This window comes from Pseudomonas sp. NPDC077451 (assembly GCF_044543345.1).
In the GTDB taxonomy this organism is placed as follows: domain Bacteria; phylum Pseudomonadota; class Gammaproteobacteria; order Pseudomonadales; family Pseudomonadaceae; genus Stutzerimonas.
This window is the reverse complement of the sequence record NZ_JBITVX010000005.1, coordinates 1-14445: the sequence shown is the minus strand read 5'-3', so window position 1 is coordinate 14445 and position 14445 is coordinate 1. Positions and strand designations below refer to the sequence as shown.

14 protein-coding genes are annotated in these 14445 nt (G+C 57.9%); 9 read left to right on the top strand and 5 right to left on the bottom strand.

Annotated elements, in window-relative coordinates; all coding sequences use genetic code 11:
- Positions 1–124: 124 nt before the first annotated feature.
- From ACIGHL_RS09930 to ACIGHL_RS09915, 4 genes are all read right to left on the bottom strand, one after another.
- The gene (locus tag ACIGHL_RS09930) at positions 125–928 is read right to left on the bottom strand and encodes a cyclic nucleotide-binding domain-containing protein (RefSeq protein WP_128119986.1); all 804 of its coding nucleotides are present in this window, start codon (positions 926–928) and stop codon (positions 125–127) included.
- Between the two features lie 105 nt (positions 929–1033).
- A complete protein-coding gene (locus ACIGHL_RS09925; RefSeq protein WP_128119985.1) occupies positions 1034–1306 on the bottom strand; it encodes a TfoX/Sxy family protein in 273 nt (90 codons plus the stop codon).
- An 8-nt stretch (positions 1307–1314) separates the two neighbouring features.
- Entirely contained in the window at positions 1315–2067 is a 753-nt protein-coding gene (locus tag ACIGHL_RS09920) for a class I SAM-dependent methyltransferase (protein WP_128119984.1), read from the bottom strand.
- Between the two features lie 152 nt (positions 2068–2219).
- The gene (locus ACIGHL_RS09915; RefSeq protein ID WP_128119983.1) at positions 2220–3782 is read right to left on the bottom strand and encodes a bifunctional aminoglycoside phosphotransferase/ATP-binding protein; all 1563 of its coding nucleotides are present in this window, start codon (positions 3780–3782) and stop codon (positions 2220–2222) included.
- Between the two features lie 155 nt (positions 3783–3937).
- On the opposite strand from ACIGHL_RS09915, the gene mrcB reads away from it, so the two are divergent.
- The 3 genes from mrcB to ACIGHL_RS09900 are packed head-to-tail and all read left to right on the top strand — an operon-like array spanning position 3938 to position 7350.
- The gene (mrcB, locus tag ACIGHL_RS09910; protein WP_128119982.1) at positions 3938–6250 is read left to right on the top strand and encodes a penicillin-binding protein 1B; all 2313 of its coding nucleotides are present in this window, start codon (positions 3938–3940) and stop codon (positions 6248–6250) included.
- 54 nt (positions 6251–6304) lie between these two features.
- The gene (locus ACIGHL_RS09905) at positions 6305–7018 is read left to right on the top strand and encodes a tetratricopeptide repeat protein (RefSeq protein WP_128120168.1); all 714 of its coding nucleotides are present in this window, start codon (positions 6305–6307) and stop codon (positions 7016–7018) included.
- Positions 7018–7350 (top strand): YqcC family protein, encoded by a 333-nt coding sequence (locus ACIGHL_RS09900; RefSeq protein WP_128119981.1) that lies wholly within the window; start codon positions 7018–7020, stop codon positions 7348–7350. Before ACIGHL_RS09905 ends, ACIGHL_RS09900 begins: the two co-directional genes overlap by 1 nt.
- A gap of 37 nt (positions 7351–7387) precedes the next feature.
- On the opposite strand, the gene ACIGHL_RS09895 is transcribed toward ACIGHL_RS09900, so the two are convergent.
- Positions 7388–7819 carry a DUF4124 domain-containing protein gene (locus ACIGHL_RS09895; RefSeq protein ID WP_128119980.1) on the bottom strand — a complete coding sequence of 144 codons (432 nt, stop codon included), beginning with the start codon at positions 7817–7819 and terminating at the stop codon, positions 7388–7390.
- A gap of 403 nt (positions 7820–8222) precedes the next feature.
- On the opposite strand from ACIGHL_RS09895, the gene ACIGHL_RS09890 reads away from it, so the two are divergent.
- From ACIGHL_RS09890 to msrQ, 6 genes are all read left to right on the top strand, one after another.
- On the top strand, positions 8223–9947 hold the full coding sequence (locus ACIGHL_RS09890) for an acetolactate synthase 3 large subunit (protein ID WP_128119979.1): 1725 nt from the start codon (positions 8223–8225) through the stop codon (positions 9945–9947).
- Positions 9948–9949: 2 nt separating this feature from the next.
- Positions 9950–10441, top strand: a complete 492-nt coding sequence (ilvN, locus tag ACIGHL_RS09885; RefSeq protein WP_045424913.1) for an acetolactate synthase small subunit — start codon at positions 9950–9952, stop codon at positions 10439–10441.
- A 46-nt stretch (positions 10442–10487) separates the two neighbouring features.
- On the top strand, positions 10488–11504 hold the full coding sequence (ilvC, locus tag ACIGHL_RS09880; protein ID WP_045424915.1) for a ketol-acid reductoisomerase: 1017 nt from the start codon (positions 10488–10490) through the stop codon (positions 11502–11504).
- 149 nt (positions 11505–11653) lie between these two features.
- On the top strand, positions 11654–12487 hold the full coding sequence (gene pssA, locus ACIGHL_RS09875; RefSeq protein WP_128119978.1) for a CDP-diacylglycerol--serine O-phosphatidyltransferase: 834 nt from the start codon (positions 11654–11656) through the stop codon (positions 12485–12487).
- A 60-nt stretch (positions 12488–12547) separates the two neighbouring features.
- Complete coding sequence (gene msrP / locus ACIGHL_RS09870; RefSeq protein ID WP_128119977.1) at positions 12548–13555, top strand: protein-methionine-sulfoxide reductase catalytic subunit MsrP; 1008 nt, start codon at positions 12548–12550, stop codon at positions 13553–13555.
- A complete protein-coding gene (gene msrQ / locus ACIGHL_RS09865; protein WP_128119976.1) occupies positions 13555–14193 on the top strand; it encodes a protein-methionine-sulfoxide reductase heme-binding subunit MsrQ in 639 nt (212 codons plus the stop codon). The genes msrP and msrQ overlap by 1 nt, the downstream gene beginning before the upstream one ends.
- Positions 14194–14445 lie beyond the last annotated feature (252 nt).

The window sequence follows — 14445 nt, the reverse complement described above, 5'->3', positions numbered from 1 at the left end:
AGGCCGACTGCCCGTCCTTTCAGTTTACCGGCTGATCTTGCGACCAGTGGTGCTAATAATAACAATTCTCATTCGTTAGTCAACAGCCGAACTCAAATAAAGTTTTCGTCCAAGATAATGGGATCTACGCGCTGGCGGTGAGGGGCATGCGCAGCTGCGTCACCTCTTTGTTCAGCAAATCGATGCGCCTGGCCATGCTTTCGATGAGGCTGTGCGCAATCTTGGGATTGCTGTGCATCAGGCTGAGAAATTGGTCCTTGGGGATAAGCATAACGGTGCAGGCGACAGTGGCGACGACGGTCGCGCTGCGCTTCTCTTGGGTGAATACGGCCATGGCCCCAAAGATCTCATCGCGCTGTACGTCGCCGACTTTCTGTCCATCGACAAGCGCGTCGGCATGGCCTTCGATGATGATGAACACGTTGTCCGCATCGTCGCCCTGTCGAATCAATTCCTCTCCCGCGGCGAAATGCTGAAACCCGGTGGTGGGGTGGATCTCGGGTTGCTTCAGTCGCGCCAACGCATCTGACAACAGCGCTGTCTGCCCAATCAGGTATTGGGTGAAGAGCTCTTGCCGCCGCTGATCCGCATGAATATGGCGAAACACCGCACTGCGTGCATAGGGAACCAGACGAATCGATTCATCGCTGCGATAACGGCACAGCGGCAGTTCGATTCCTTGGCGTAGTCCGAGCAGGTCGCCTTCCTGCATGTAGAACAATGGTCTTTCGTCGACCAGTGCATGCAACAGGCCGCTCTCGATGACGAATAGGTGCTGCTCGGGTAGGTCTTCCGCCAGATCGTCGGAACCCTTGATCTCGATAGGTGGTGCAGAAGGGGTGAGCCCTTCAAGCAGTTGCGCGGGGATCCCCTGCAAACGGTTGATCAGTTGATCGGCATAGGCCGGTTGTTCCCCGAGTAGATACATGTCGGCAATCCTTGGACAAGCGGGCTCACAGAGGTGGAGCGATGCGCGTGCTCACCATAAGGCCGCGCCTGACGAGAGTAAATCGCGCCGAGCGGGCATTGTGAGCTAGCTCTTGTCTCGGTAATCACACCGGGCCAGGTGCTGGTTCAGCTCGGTTTTCAGGGGGGCCGGCAGTTCCTTCCAATTAATGTCTCGCAACGCCCCTTCGATGGCATAAAGCAACACTCTCGAGGCGCTGAATCCCCGTGACTTAACCGCCTGGTAGGCACTGACCGCGCCGAGTCGACGCAGGTCATCGGCCGTATGGATGCCCGAGGCGTGCAGCCATTGCGCGGATGTCTTGCCAAGATTTCTCAAGGTCAACAGTTCGTCGTGCATGATTGCTCCTATCGGCCTGGGTAGCCGGCGAGGAAATGAAGCGGCCAGCGAACCCGGCGCTGGTGTTCCGGATTCCCCCATAGACGCTTGAACTCAGATTCGAGTGAAGTCACCGGATCTTGGCCATGGATCTGCTGCCACTGCTTCACTGCCGACCAAGTGCGCAGGTAGCCAAGCAGCTGCGGCAGGTTCCAGTGGGCTTCGAGGGCAAATTCTGGAGGTTGGAAGGTTGTGAATGGTGCTTGGATATCTCGATAGCCCGCATCGACGCTGGCGCGTCCTGGTGGCCAGTAGCCGCTCAGGGTTTCGCCATGCAGCTGCTCGATCATGGCATCCAGCGGCGGTTCGATACGAAGCAAGCTGTAGCACCACGCGCAGAACAGCCCATCTGCTGACAGCACTCGCTTCGCTTCGTCAAAGAAGGCCGGGGTAGCGAACCAGTGCAATGCCTGTGCGACCACAATCAAGTCGGCCACACTATCGCGCAGCGGCAACTGCTCAGCTTGCGCCGCGAATCGCTCCGCAGATCGCCAGTCGGTACTGCCGGTCAGTTGGCCAGGGCTGGCATCGCACGCCACAACTCGGTCGAAGTGGTCCACCAATCCCCGTGTAGCCTGGCCAGTGCCAGACGCAACGTCGAGTGCGCAGCTGGGCACCGAGCACTGTTCGGCGAGCCAATTGAACATGCTGCTCGGATACGTGGGGCGGAACTGTGCGTAGTCGTCAGAACGAATTGAAAAGAGCTGGACGCTATCACCCATGGCAACGGTCCAGCGATACCAATGGCAGAACACAGTGAGACATGGCCGACTTCCGCTGACAGACATGTTCAGTATAGAAGCACCGCTGGGTTCTGCCTTCAGCGGTGCTTGGATGGCGCTTTTCCGTACAGGAAGCGTTGTCCTCCCGGGTGTCAGAGGCCCGGCAGGCGCTGCCGAATTGCGCTCACCAACGCGTCAAGGCTCCCCGCTTCGGGTGTGTTGATCTGCCGGTTAAGTAACTGCTCACTCTCGCTCAGCGGCTCGCGAGATGACTGTTGAGCGTTGATCACAGCCATCGTGGCATCGGACGGATCGCCGCCCTTGGCCTGGCGCTGGGTGAGCCACTGTTCGATGACGGCGTCGGGCGCCTCGCAGCTCAGGATCATAAAGGGCACGCCGGTAGCCTCTGCAACTTGCCAGGCCGCTTGACGATACTGATGTTTCAGGTAGGTCGCATCAATGACCACCGAGAAGCCGGCGCTAAGCGCGGTCTCGGCTAGCGAGTGCAACCGCTGATAGGTGGCATCGCCAGCCTCGGCATTGTAGATGCCGGCATTTACCTCGGACGCCAGGGCCTCTGGTTGCTGACCGTAGAGCCGTTTGCGTTCGACATCCGAACGTATACGGATAGCGCCCAGAGCCTCTACCAGGCGCAGCGCAACCTGGCTCTTGCCAACCGCCGATACGCCGTGAGTGATGGCAAGGAAGCGGGAGGGGATAGCGCTGTAGCTTTCGGCCAGATTGGCGTAACTACGATACTGGCGCAGGACGATCCGGCGCTGCACGGCGTCCTCTTCCTGGTGCAGCCGGAATAGGCTGACCTTCGCCCTAACAAGCGCTCGGTAAGCTTTATAGAGGTTGAGCAGTTGCAGCGCGGCGTAGTCGCCAGTGCGTTCTAGCCAGCCGTTGATAAAGCGCCGTGCCTGACACTTCAAACCTCGGTCTTCTAGGTCCATCGCCAGGAAGGCTGCGTCGGATGCGATGTCGATCAGGCGAAATGGCTCGTTGAATTCGATGCAGTCGAACAGCACCACTTTGCCTTTTATGATGGCGGCATTGCCCAAATGCAGATCGCCGTGGCATTCACGAATGAAGCCTTGCTGGCTGCGTTGCTCGAGCAATGGCTGCAAACGGGCGATGCTGGTTTCGGTCCAGTCCAGCAGGGCATCGAGTTGCTGCAGGTCTGCTTGCTCGGTGAGCAAAGGCCGAATCTGCTCGAAGTTCTGCCGCATCGGCGCGACGATCCCTTCGGCGCTGTTCAGCGGATGGTCCGCAGCCACCTGCGGAATGCTCAAGTGGAACCCGGCGATTTGCTCGGCGAGGGCATCAATGTGATTGTCCGTCAGCTCACCCCGTGCCTGTACCTCCGCCATCAGCTGCGTTTGTGGGAACTCGCGCATTTGCAACAGGTATTCGATGGGTTCCCCATTTCCACCGATTTCCGGTTCTTCGACACTGCCAGTGACAGGCAGAACCTGGAGATACAGATCCGGCGCCATACGCTGGTTCAGGCGCAGCTCTTCCTCGCAATAATGCTTGCGTGCCGTGAGGTCGGTGAAGTCGAGGAAGCCGAAATCAACCGGCTTCTTCATCTTGTAGGCGTGCGCGCCAGTAAGGATGACCCAGGAAATATGGGTCTCGATGACTTTAAAGCCGTCGACCGGGTGGGGGTACAGGGCCGGATTCTGCAGTGCAGCAATCAGAGCTTGGCTCACGGTCACTCCTTGTAGGTTTGTTGGACGGGTGTGTGAGCACTTTCGGGAGACAGTTCACACAGTCAAAAACGCTCCATTATGTCCATCCTCGGTAAGCGTGCAAACCGCCAAGAGGCCGTCTTCGGCGCAAATCAAAGTGCGTATAATGCGCCGCCATGACTAAATCACGCTCGTCTCGCTCCCGTTCCAAACGCCGTTCCGGTGCTTCGCGCCCCTGGCTAGGCTGGATTATCAAACTCTCCATCGTCGCGCTGGTACTGCTGGCTGGCGTCGCGGTATATCTCGATGCGGTGGTGCAGGAGAAATTTTCCGGCAAGCGCTGGACGATCCCTGCGACGGTTTATGCCAGGCCGCTGGAATTGTTTGTTGGGCAAAAACTCGACAAGGATGACTTTCTCAACGAGGTCGATGCGTTGGGCTATCGCCGAGAGAAATCGGTGAGTGGACCGGGAACTGTGTCGGTCGCCAGCAATGCGGTCGAAATGCATACACGGGGTTTCCGCTTCTATGAGGGTGCGGAAGAGTCTCGGCGGATCCGTGTGCGGTTTTCTGGAGACTTCGTCGCGGGGCTTGCGCACATGGACGGTGGCGAGCTGCCGGTAGTACGTCTCGAGCCACTGGTCGTGGGCGGGTTATACCCCGCGCACAACGAAGACCGCATTCTGATCAAGCTTGATCAGGTACCGCCCTATCTGGTTGAAACACTGGTTGCTGTTGAAGATAGGGAGTTCTTCGATCATTTAGGCGTGTCGCCTAAATCCATTGCGCGTGCCGTCTGGGTGAACCTTACTGCTGGGGAGGTTCGCCAGGGCGGCAGCACACTGACGCAGCAGCTGGTGAAGAACTTCTATCTCACCAACGAGCGCAGCCTGAGTCGTAAGGCTACCGAAGCCATGATGGCAGTGCTGCTTGAGCTCCACTACGACAAGCCAGAGATCCTCGAAGCCTATCTGAACGAGGTTTTTCTTGGTCAGGATGGTCGTCGCGCCATTCACGGCTTCGGTTTGGCAAGCCAGTATTTTTTTGGAAGGCCACTGGCAGAGCTCAAGCTCCAGCATGTGGCCCTGTTGGTCGGCATGGTCAAGGGGCCGACTTACTACAATCCTCGCCGCCATCCTGAACGTGCCTTGGAGCGGCGTAATCTGATCATCGATCTGTTGGCTGAGCAGCAGGTAATCAGCCCGGAGGAAGCTGCCCAGGCGCGGCAAGCGCCGCTTGGCGTGACGCAGCGTGGCAGCCTGGCTGACAGCTCCTATCCGGCATTTCTCGACCTTGTGAAGCGGCAGTTGCGAGAGGACTATCGCGACGAGGACCTTACTGAGGAAGGACTGAGGGTTTTCACCAGCTTCGATCCGATCATTCAATCCAAGGCTGAAAAGGCCATGACCGACACGCTTAAGCGTCTGGGCAAGGCAGCCGAGGGCGTTGAAGGCGCGATGCTGGTCACCAACCCGGAAACCGGCGAGCTGCAGGCCATGCTGGGTAGCCGCCATCCAGGCTTTGCCGGCTTCAATCGGGCGCTGGACGCATCGCGTCCGATTGGCTCGCTGATCAAGCCGGCGATCTATCTCGCTGCGCTGGAGAAGCCCAGCCAATACACCCTGACCAGCCTGCTGGAGGACGAGCCGTTCTCAGTCAAGGGAACCGACGGCAAGGTGTGGAAACCACAGAATTACGGGCGTACCGCTCATGGCACGGTCTATCTCTATCAGGCCTTGGCCAACTCCTACAACCTGTCGACCGCGCGGCTTGGCCTGGATCTCGGCGTGCCACACGTGCTCAAAACGCTGGCGCGCTTGGGCGCTTCGCCCGACTGGCCGGCCTATCCCTCGATGCTGCTGGGGGCGGGCGGATTGCGCCCGATCGAAGTTGCAGGGGTTTACCAGACGATAGCCAACGGCGGCTTCAACACCCCGTTGCGGGCCATTCGCAGTGTCGTCGCGGCCGATGGCGAACCCCTAAGTCGCTATCCGTTCAAGATTGAGCAGCGGTTCGATCCTGGTGCTATCTACCTGACGCAATACGCCATGCAGCGAACGATGCTCGAAGGGACTGGGCGTTCTGTCTACAATCAGGTCCCGAAATCGCTGGCACTGGCAGGCAAGACTGGTACTACCAATGATTCGCGTGATAGCTGGTTTGCGGGCTTCAGTCAGGATTTGCTCGCGGTAGTCTGGTTGGGGCGCGACGACAACGGCAAGACCTCGTTGACCGGCGCCACAGGTGCGTTGCAGGTATGGGCTGATTTCATGCGTCGTGCCGATCCACTCCCCCTGCAAATGCCCGTGCCGGATAACGTCTCCATGGCCTGGGTCGATGCACAAACCGGTGAGGGGACATTGGAAAACTGCCCGGGCGCCGTACAGATGCCCTATATCCGCGGCAGCGAGCCGGCGCCGGGGCCGGGTTGCGGTATGCAGGCCCCGGCTGAGTCGGTCATGGATTGGGTTCGTGGCTGGTTGCCATAGCTGGCGGCTGGCCGGTTGGTTTATCAAGAGGTTTGAACTGTGAACAAGCAATGGATGATCGTATTGGTGGCGGCGGTGCTACTGCCGGGTTGCGCCTCGGTCAAGCGCGGCGCAATACCCGTCGTTGATTCGGGGGCGCCGGTATCGGAGGAGGCTTCTGCGCGTCAGCCCAACCGCCGGGCTAATGCACCTGCGGTCACCGCGCAATCTGTGCCTGCGGACTCGGGCGTGATGGTCATGGTGCCGCAGCACAGCTCCGAACCGTTGCAAACCTTCGGTGCACCCGATGGCGCCTTCTCTGGAGACTCTGCGCAACCGCCTGTAGGCGGGACAGGTCAGTGGACGCCGCCCGCTCAGTCCGCGCCGATGCCCGCCCCGGCCCAGCGACAGCCAATGCCCAGCGGAATCCCGTCAAGCAGCGGCACCTTGTCAGCAGACGAACAGCTTGATGGGCCGGTGCTGGCACTGCTCACCACTGCGCAGCAACTACAGGGCGGAGGTGACCTCAACGGAGCTGCGTCCAGTCTCGAGCGTGCTCAGCGAATCGCCCCGCGCGAACCTCAGGTGCTCTATCGTCTGGCTCAGGTTCGTCTGGCGCAAGGGGATGCCGTTCAGGCTGAACAGCTGTCTCGGCGCGGGCTGAGTTATGCGAGCGACCGGCCAGCTCTGCAGGCCAGTCTCTGGGAACTGATTGCCCAGGCACGTGAGCGTCAGGGAAATGCTGCTGGCGCTGCTCAGGCGCGCGAGCGGGCCAAGGTCTCGATGTGATGGACGATCGGGTGCCGGCGTTGGCTGACCAGTTGCTACTGATCGAGCGCGAGCTTCGGGTGCTTGGGGTTTGGGCGTCGTCGCCGCCTGCGCCTGAGGCGCTCGCCAGTCAGGAGCCGTTCTGCGTCGATACACTGGCGTTCGATCAGTGGTTGCAGTGGATTTTTCTGCCCCGCATGAAACACATTCTGGAGCAAGGCCAGCCGCTCCCGACTGTGTCGGGGATTCTGGCGATGGCCGAAATGGTTTATCAAGATCAGCCGCAGCGCGTGGTCGGGTTGTTTGAGACGCTTGAAACTTTCGATCGGTTGATCAGTGGCGGCGAGGGCTAACCAACGCCCGCAGGTAGGCAGACGTTGATTGCTGTGTTCAGTTGCAGTTGTCGGCGATTTTCTGTTTTGTTTCGCCAATACGCGCCTGGCGCTCCTCTTCGTTCAGGCGTCGATTACCACCTTCTTCTTCTACGCGCACGCGCGGGTTGTTCTGCAGTTGCGCCAGGTTGGTGCGCAGGGTAGTGCAATATTGCTGCCGCTCGGCTTCCTGCTCTGCTACCTGTTGCTTCACCTTGCGGTCAATGTCGCGCTGTTCGGACTCGCCTGATTGTTGCGAAGCGGCGCTTTCGGTCATGGCCGGCTTTGGCGGGGCGATGGCCGTATTCAGCGTTTCGGCCGGCCGGCCTTGGGGTGGCTGTGCTCCGAAATGTGTAACGCCTTCAGCATCGACCCACTTATAAACCTGGCCGGCCATGATATTGCTGCTCAGTGCAAGCAGCAGGCCGCCTGCGAGAATGGTCAAACGCATGCTTTTCCCTTTAGTGGATGCAAAACCAAGCCGGTACTATACGCAAAAGACAGAGGGCTTCATTCTGCGCTGGATCACAGCTGAATACAGCCGAAGGGCAACAGCAGACTTGACTTGGCCAAGCCTAATCCGAACAATTCCATGCTTGCTGTTCTGAGGGGCCGCCGCAAGCGAGCCCTTCGCTCAATCATGAGGTGCATACCCGCGCCGACCTGCAACACCCGCAACGCGTTACCTCGCGCTGGGAGGGGCGCCCCGCAACACTTTGGGGCTTCCCTAATACTCGCTTTGACAGTAGCTGACGTAGTCGGCGACCACCGTCGCTCACGCACTGCTTGGCAGTAAACCTAATTCTGGCCGGTCCGACGCGGAGCGGCTATCTGGCGTTCTAGAGGTGAACAACGTGGAACTTTTATCCGGCGCTGAAATGGTCGTCCGCTTCTTGCGCGACGAAGGCGTTAAGTACATCTACGGTTATCCCGGCGGCGCCTTGCTGCACATCTATGATGCGCTGTTCAAGGAAAAGGAAGTCACGCATATCCTTGTTCGTCATGAGCAGGCAGCCACTCACATGGCCGATGGCTATGCGCGTGCCACTGGTAAGGCCGGTGTGGTACTGGTTACCTCTGGTCCAGGCGCGACCAATGCCATCACTGGCATTGCAACTGCCTATATGGACTCGATCCCGATGGTGGTTATATCGGGGCAGGTTGCCAGCAATATGGTTGGCACCGATGCCTTCCAGGAAACCGACATGATCGGTATTTCCCGCCCCATCGTTAAGCACAGTTTCATGATCAAGCATCCTTCGGAAATTCCCGATGTGATGAAGAAAGCGTTCTACCTGGCTCAGTCCGGCCGTCCCGGTCCTGTCGTTGTCGACATCCCTAAGGACATGACCAACCCGGCCGAAAAGTTCGAATACGTCTATCCGAAAAAAGCCAAGCTGCGTTCATACAGCCCGGCCGTTCGTGGGCATTCCGGGCAGATTCGCAAGGCGGCCGAGCTCCTGCTGACGGCCAAGCGACCGATCATCTATGCCGGTGGCGGCGTGATCATGGGTGGCGCATCTTCGCAGCTCACTGAGCTGGCCAAGATGCTCAATCTTCCGGTCACGAACACGCTCATGGGGTTGGGCTGCTATCCAGGCAGCGACCGTCAGTTCGTCGGTATGCTGGGTATGCACGGTAGCTACACGGCAAACCTGGCGATGCACCATTCCGATGTCATCCTGGCCGTGGGTGCACGCTTCGACGATCGTGTGATCAATGGCGCGACCAAGTTCTGCCCGAACGCCAAAATTATTCACATCGACATTGATCCGGCTTCCATCTCCAAGACCATCAAAGCGGACATCCCGATCGTCGGCCCGGTCGATAGCGTGCTCACCGAGATGGTCGCTATCGTCAAGGAGATCGGTCAGACACCAAACGCCGAGACCGTCGCCAGTTGGTGGAAGCAGATCGAGGAATGGCGCGGCAGCCGTGGCCTGTTTCCCTACGATAAGGGCGACGGCACCATCATCAAGCCTCAGGCGGTTATCGAAACTCTGTGTGAAGTAACCAAGGGCGACGCTTACGTGGCTTCGGACGTGGGTCAGCACCAGATGTTTGCCTGCCAGTACTACAAGTTCGACAAGCCGAACCGCTGGCTGAACTCCGGTGGCCTTGGGACCATGGGCTTCGGATTTCCAGCTGCGATGGGCGCAAAACTGAACTTCCCTGAAGCCGACGTCGCCTGTGTAACGGGTGAAGGCAGCATTCAGATGAACATTCAGGAGCTGTCGACCTGCCTGCAGTACGACCTCCCGGTGAAGATCATTAATCTCAACAACGGTGCGTTGGGCATGGTTCGCCAATGGCAGGACATGCAGTACAACAGCCGCTACTCGCACTCCTACATGGAGTCGCTGCCTGACTTCGTTAAGCTGGTCGAAGCGTATGGGCATGTTGGGATGCGCATCACTGAGCTGAAGGATCTAAAGCCAAAAATGGAAGAGGCCTTTGCCCTGAAAGACCGTTTGGTCTTCTTGGACATTGCGGTCGACACCAGCGAGCACGTCTATCCGATGCAGATCAAAGACGGCGCCATGCGCGATATGTGGCTCAGCAAGACGGAGCGGACCTGATCATGAGACACATCATTTCTCTGCTGATGGAAAACGAACCAGGTGCATTGTCTCGCGTGGTCGGACTGTTCTCGCAGCGCAACTACAACATCGAAAGCCTGACCGTAGCACCAACCGAAGACCCAACGCTGTCCCGGCTAACGCTGACGACGGCGGGCCACGAGGAAGTGATCGAGCAGATCACCAAGAACCTCAACAAGTTGGTCGAGGTCGTCAAGCTGGTCGACCTATCCGAGAGTGCTCACATCGAGCGCGAGCTCATGTTGATCAAAGTGAAGGCAACCGGAGCGCAGCGTGCCGAAGTCAAGCGTACGACCGACATCTTCCGTGGGCAGATCGTCGACGTGACCTCCAACGTCTATACCATCCAGCTGGCCGGTACGACCGACAAGCTGGACAGTTTCATCCAGGCCATCGGTACGACATCGATTCTGGAAGTGGTGCGCAGCGGTGTTACGGGTATATCTCGCGGCGACAAAGTGCTGAGCATCTAATACGACTTATCGAATGGCCCAACCGGCCAGCAACAGGGGTAATTCCATGAAAGTTTTTTACGATAAAGATTGCGACCTTTCCATTATCCAGGGCAAGAAAGTCGCCGTTATCGGCTACGGCTCCCAGGGCCATGCTCATGCATGCAACCTTAAAGATTCCGGTGTAGATGTAACCGTTGGCCTGCGTGCCGGCTCCCCGTCGGTAGCCAAAGCCGAAGCCCACGGCCTGAAAGTGGATAACGTAGCCGCCGCTGTTGCCGCTGCGGATGTCGTTATGATTCTGACGCCCGACGAATTCCAGGGCCGCCTGTACCGCGACGAGATCGAGCCGAACCTGAAGAAGGGCGCTACGCTGGCTTTCGCGCACGGCTTCTCCATTCACTACAATCAGGTTGTACCGCGTGCCGACCTCGACGTGATCATGATTGCACCAAAGGCGCCGGGCCATACCGTTCGCTCCGAGTTCGTCAAGGGTGGTGGTATTCCTGATCTGATCGCGATCTACCAGGACGCCTCCGGTAACGCCACGAACGTTGCTCTTTCGTACGCATCGGGCGTCGGCGGCGGCCGTACCGGCATCATCGAAACCACCTTCAAGGACGAGACCGAAACCGATCTGTTCGGTGAGCAGGCAGTTCTGTGTGGTGGTTGCGTCGAGTTGGTCAAGGCCGGTTTCGAAACACTGGTCGAAGCCGGTTATGCGCCGGAAATGGCTTATTTCGAGTGTTTGCATGAGCTGAAGCTGATCGTCGACCTCATGTTCGAAGGCGGTATCGCCAACATGAACTACTCCATCTCCAACAACGCGGAGTACGGCGAGTATGTGACCGGCCCGGAAGTCATCAACGCCGAATCCCGCGCCGCGATGCGCAATGCGCTGAAGCGTATTCAGGACGGCGAGTACGCCAAGATGTTCATCACCGAAGGCGCTGCAAACTACCCGTCGATGACAGCCTATCGCCGTAACAACGCTGCGCATGGCATCGAAGTGGTCGGTGAGAAGCTACGCTCCATGATGCCGTGGATCGCAGCGAACAAGATCGTCGACAAGAGCAAGAACTGATACCTGGTTTTGCTTGAAAGAACGCGGCCTAGGCCGCGTTTTTTCGTTATGGCGCGTGTCTCTGGTATAAACCGATGCTTGGCTGAGGGGTGAACCCGCTGTGCCAGGGCCTGTCGAAATTATTCAAACCTGCTGTAAGGTGAATTTGCATGAGTGAGCATCCCGAAGAGCCGAACAAACCCATCGAACCGGAAAGTCTTCTGCCAATTGACGAGCACATCGAAGAGAGCCAGGACGCCGAAGGTCGTAAGGTTCGCCATCGTGGTATCTATCTGCTCCCCAACTTGTTCACGACGGCCAATCTGTTTGCCGGTTTTTTCTGCATCATCACGGCAATCAACGGCAACTTCTATGTCGCTGCTGCCACCGTTTTTGTCGCGATGGTGCTGGATAGCCTGGACGGCCGAGTCGCGCGTCTTACCAACACCCAGAGCGCATTCGGTGCGGAGTATGATTCGCTATCTGATATGGTCGCTTTCGGTCTAGCTCCGGCCGTACTCGCCTATCAATGGGCACTCTCCAGTCTCGGGAATGTCGGGTTGACTGTCGCCTTCATTTACGTGGCCTGCGCAGCCTTGCGGCTTGCGCGCTTCAACACCCAAATAGGCAAGGTTGATAAAAAGTGGTTCATTGGCTTGGCGAGCCCTGCGGCTGCAGGGGTTGTGGCTGGCTCTGTCTGGGCGGTCTGGGCGCTTGATGAGCCAGGGGTCCGCGGTCTCGATCTGCCATTGGCGGTGATCATGTTGTTTGCACTGCTGGTTGCTGCTGCGGGGCTGCTGATGGTCAGTAACATCAAATACTACAGCTTCAAGGATCTCGATCTGAAAGGGCGGGTGCCCTTTGTGGCGATACTGATCGTAGTCCTGGTGTTTGCCGTGGTTTTCAGTGATCCGCCGCGTATTCTGCTTCTGATCTTCCTCGCCTACGCCGTTTCTGGACCGGTACAGTTTCTGATGCGTCGCCGCAAACGCGCCGAAAGTTGATTTTTGAAATGATCCGCTGTCTAGTGGTTGTTCATACAGCCTCAGACAGCGGAGCACATCATGCTTATCAGAACGCCGCGTCGCAGTGATTGTCTCGAATCAGAGGTAACCCCGGAAGCGCTCTATCTGAACCGTCGTCGGTTCATGCAAGGAGCAGCGTTCTCCGCTGCGGCCGCTGGGCTGCCTGCTATCGCTCAAGCCGACCCTCGCTACGCAGGCGTGGAGCCGGCTAATGCTCCCGTGTGGTTTGACGAAAAGCTACGTCAAGCCAATTGGGGTGCGGTCACGGTTAAAAACGAAGCCATCACCCCTTATCCTGACGCTACGCATTACAACAATTTCTACGAGTTCGGGCCGGATAAAGGCGATCCGGCGCGGCATGCGTCACAGCTTGTTACTGAGCCTTGGGTTGTGACTGTCGATGGAGAAGTGGCGAAGCCAGGGAAGTATTCGATCGAAGACCTTGTTTCAGACGCCGCGCTTGAAGAGCGAATCTACCGCCTGCGTTGCGTCGAAGCCTGGTCAATGGTTATACCTTGGCTTGGCGTTTCTCTGGCTGATTTGATCAGTCGGTTGGAGCCCACTACCGACGCTAAATATGTCCGCTTTGAAACACTGGCGCGTCCCGAACAGATGCCTGGCATGCGTACTGGGTTTTCCCTTATCGATTGGCCCTATGTCGAAGGTTTGAGAATGGACGAGGCCATGCATCCGCTGAGCTTGATCGCTGTCGGGATGTACGGCCGCGTGTTGCCAAACCAGAATGGCGCGCCGATGCGTCTTGTAGTGCCCTGGAAGTATGGATTCAAAAGCATCAAGTCAATCGTTCGGATCAGTTTCGTTCGTGAGCAGCCTGCGACCACGTGGGAATCGATGGCTCCTCAAGAGTATGGTTTCTACGCTAACGTCAATCCCAACGTTTCCCACCCTCGCTGGTCTCAAGCTCGTGAGCGACGTTTGCCAGGGAGCCTTTTTAGCCCGAATGTACGCGAGACGCAGATGTTCAATGGGTACAAGGAAGAGGTCGCGCACTTATATACAGGGATGGATCTGAGAAAGAACTATTAATGCGCTATCCCTGGTGGAGGTTGCTGCTTTTTTGCTCCGTTGCCGGCGTGCCGTGCTATTGGCTCTATCTCGCCGCGGCCGCTGCGTTGGGGCCGGATCCCGGTAAAGTGTTGGTTGATAATCTCGGGCAGGGCGCGTTGGTCCTTCTTCTAGCCTCACTGGCGATGACGCCTCTACGAATCCTGACAGGCTGGTCTGGCTGGATCGCGTTTCGACGGCAGATCGGGCTGTGGGCATTCGGTTACGCCGCGCTTCATCTAGCTGCTTATCTATATTTCCTGTTGGGTTTGGAATTCAGCGAGTTTGCTGCTGAGCTGGTTGAGCGTCCTTACATCGCTTTGGGTGCTATCGCGCTGGCCGGCCTATCGACGCTCGCAATGACCTCGACGCGCTGGAGCATGCGCAAACTCGGTAAGCGCTGGAAGAAGCTGCACCGCATCGTCTATCCGACGCTGCTGGTCGTATTGCTTCATATGCTTTGGGTCGTTAGGTCCGATGCCGGCCAGTGGAGCCTCTACGCAACAGTCGCAGCGGTTCTGCTTGCTTCACGTGTGCCGTCTGTTGAACGACGGCTGGTCAGAACCAGCGCGGTATGGCGTGGCGAGCAGGCGGCAAATAAAGGCCGAAACAACGGTTGACGTGAGAATCTGAGTGCCTATAATGCGCACCTTCTCCGGCGCAGGCCTTTAGCTAAACCTCTTGTAAATCAAGAAGTTAGCAAAAATGAAGGGTTGCACGGATGGCGAATTCGAGTAGAATGCGCCGGACTGGCAGGGCGGTGGTTGAGTCCTGTTGGTGGCTTCGGTCAGGTTGATCGGAAGCGGTTGAAAGAGGTGGTTGACAGCGGTTTTAGACGCTGTATGATTCGCCTCCCGCTAACGAGAGACGCT

Bases quoted from the DNA above. Each gene is read 5' to 3' on its own strand.
- ACIGHL_RS09925 (WP_128119985.1), bottom strand. From the start codon at position 1,306: ATGCACGACGAACTGTTGACCTTGAGAAATCTTGGCAAGACATCCGCG.
- ACIGHL_RS09895 (WP_128119980.1), bottom strand. From the start codon at position 7,819: ATGCGTTTGACCATTCTCGCAGGCGGCCTGCTGCTTGCACTGAGCAGC.
- msrQ (WP_128119976.1), top strand. From the start codon at position 13,555: ATGCGCTATCCCTGGTGGAGGTTGCTGCTTTTTTGCTCCGTTGCCGGC.
- ilvN (WP_045424913.1), top strand. From the start codon at position 9,950: ATGAGACACATCATTTCTCTGCTGATGGAAAACGAACCAGGTGCATTG.
- ACIGHL_RS09920 (WP_128119984.1), bottom strand. From the start codon at position 2,067: ATGGGTGATAGCGTCCAGCTCTTTTCAATTCGTTCTGACGACTACGCA.
- ACIGHL_RS09900 (WP_128119981.1), top strand. From the start codon at position 7,018: ATGGACGATCGGGTGCCGGCGTTGGCTGACCAGTTGCTACTGATCGAG.
- mrcB (WP_128119982.1), top strand. From the start codon at position 3,938: ATGACTAAATCACGCTCGTCTCGCTCCCGTTCCAAACGCCGTTCCGGT.
- ilvC (WP_045424915.1), top strand. From the start codon at position 10,488: ATGAAAGTTTTTTACGATAAAGATTGCGACCTTTCCATTATCCAGGGC.
- pssA (WP_128119978.1), top strand. From the start codon at position 11,654: ATGAGTGAGCATCCCGAAGAGCCGAACAAACCCATCGAACCGGAAAGT.
- ACIGHL_RS09905 (WP_128120168.1), top strand. From the start codon at position 6,305: ATGATCGTATTGGTGGCGGCGGTGCTACTGCCGGGTTGCGCCTCGGTC.
- ACIGHL_RS09930 (WP_128119986.1), bottom strand. From the start codon at position 928: ATGTATCTACTCGGGGAACAACCGGCCTATGCCGATCAACTGATCAAC.
- msrP (WP_128119977.1), top strand. From the start codon at position 12,548: ATGCTTATCAGAACGCCGCGTCGCAGTGATTGTCTCGAATCAGAGGTA.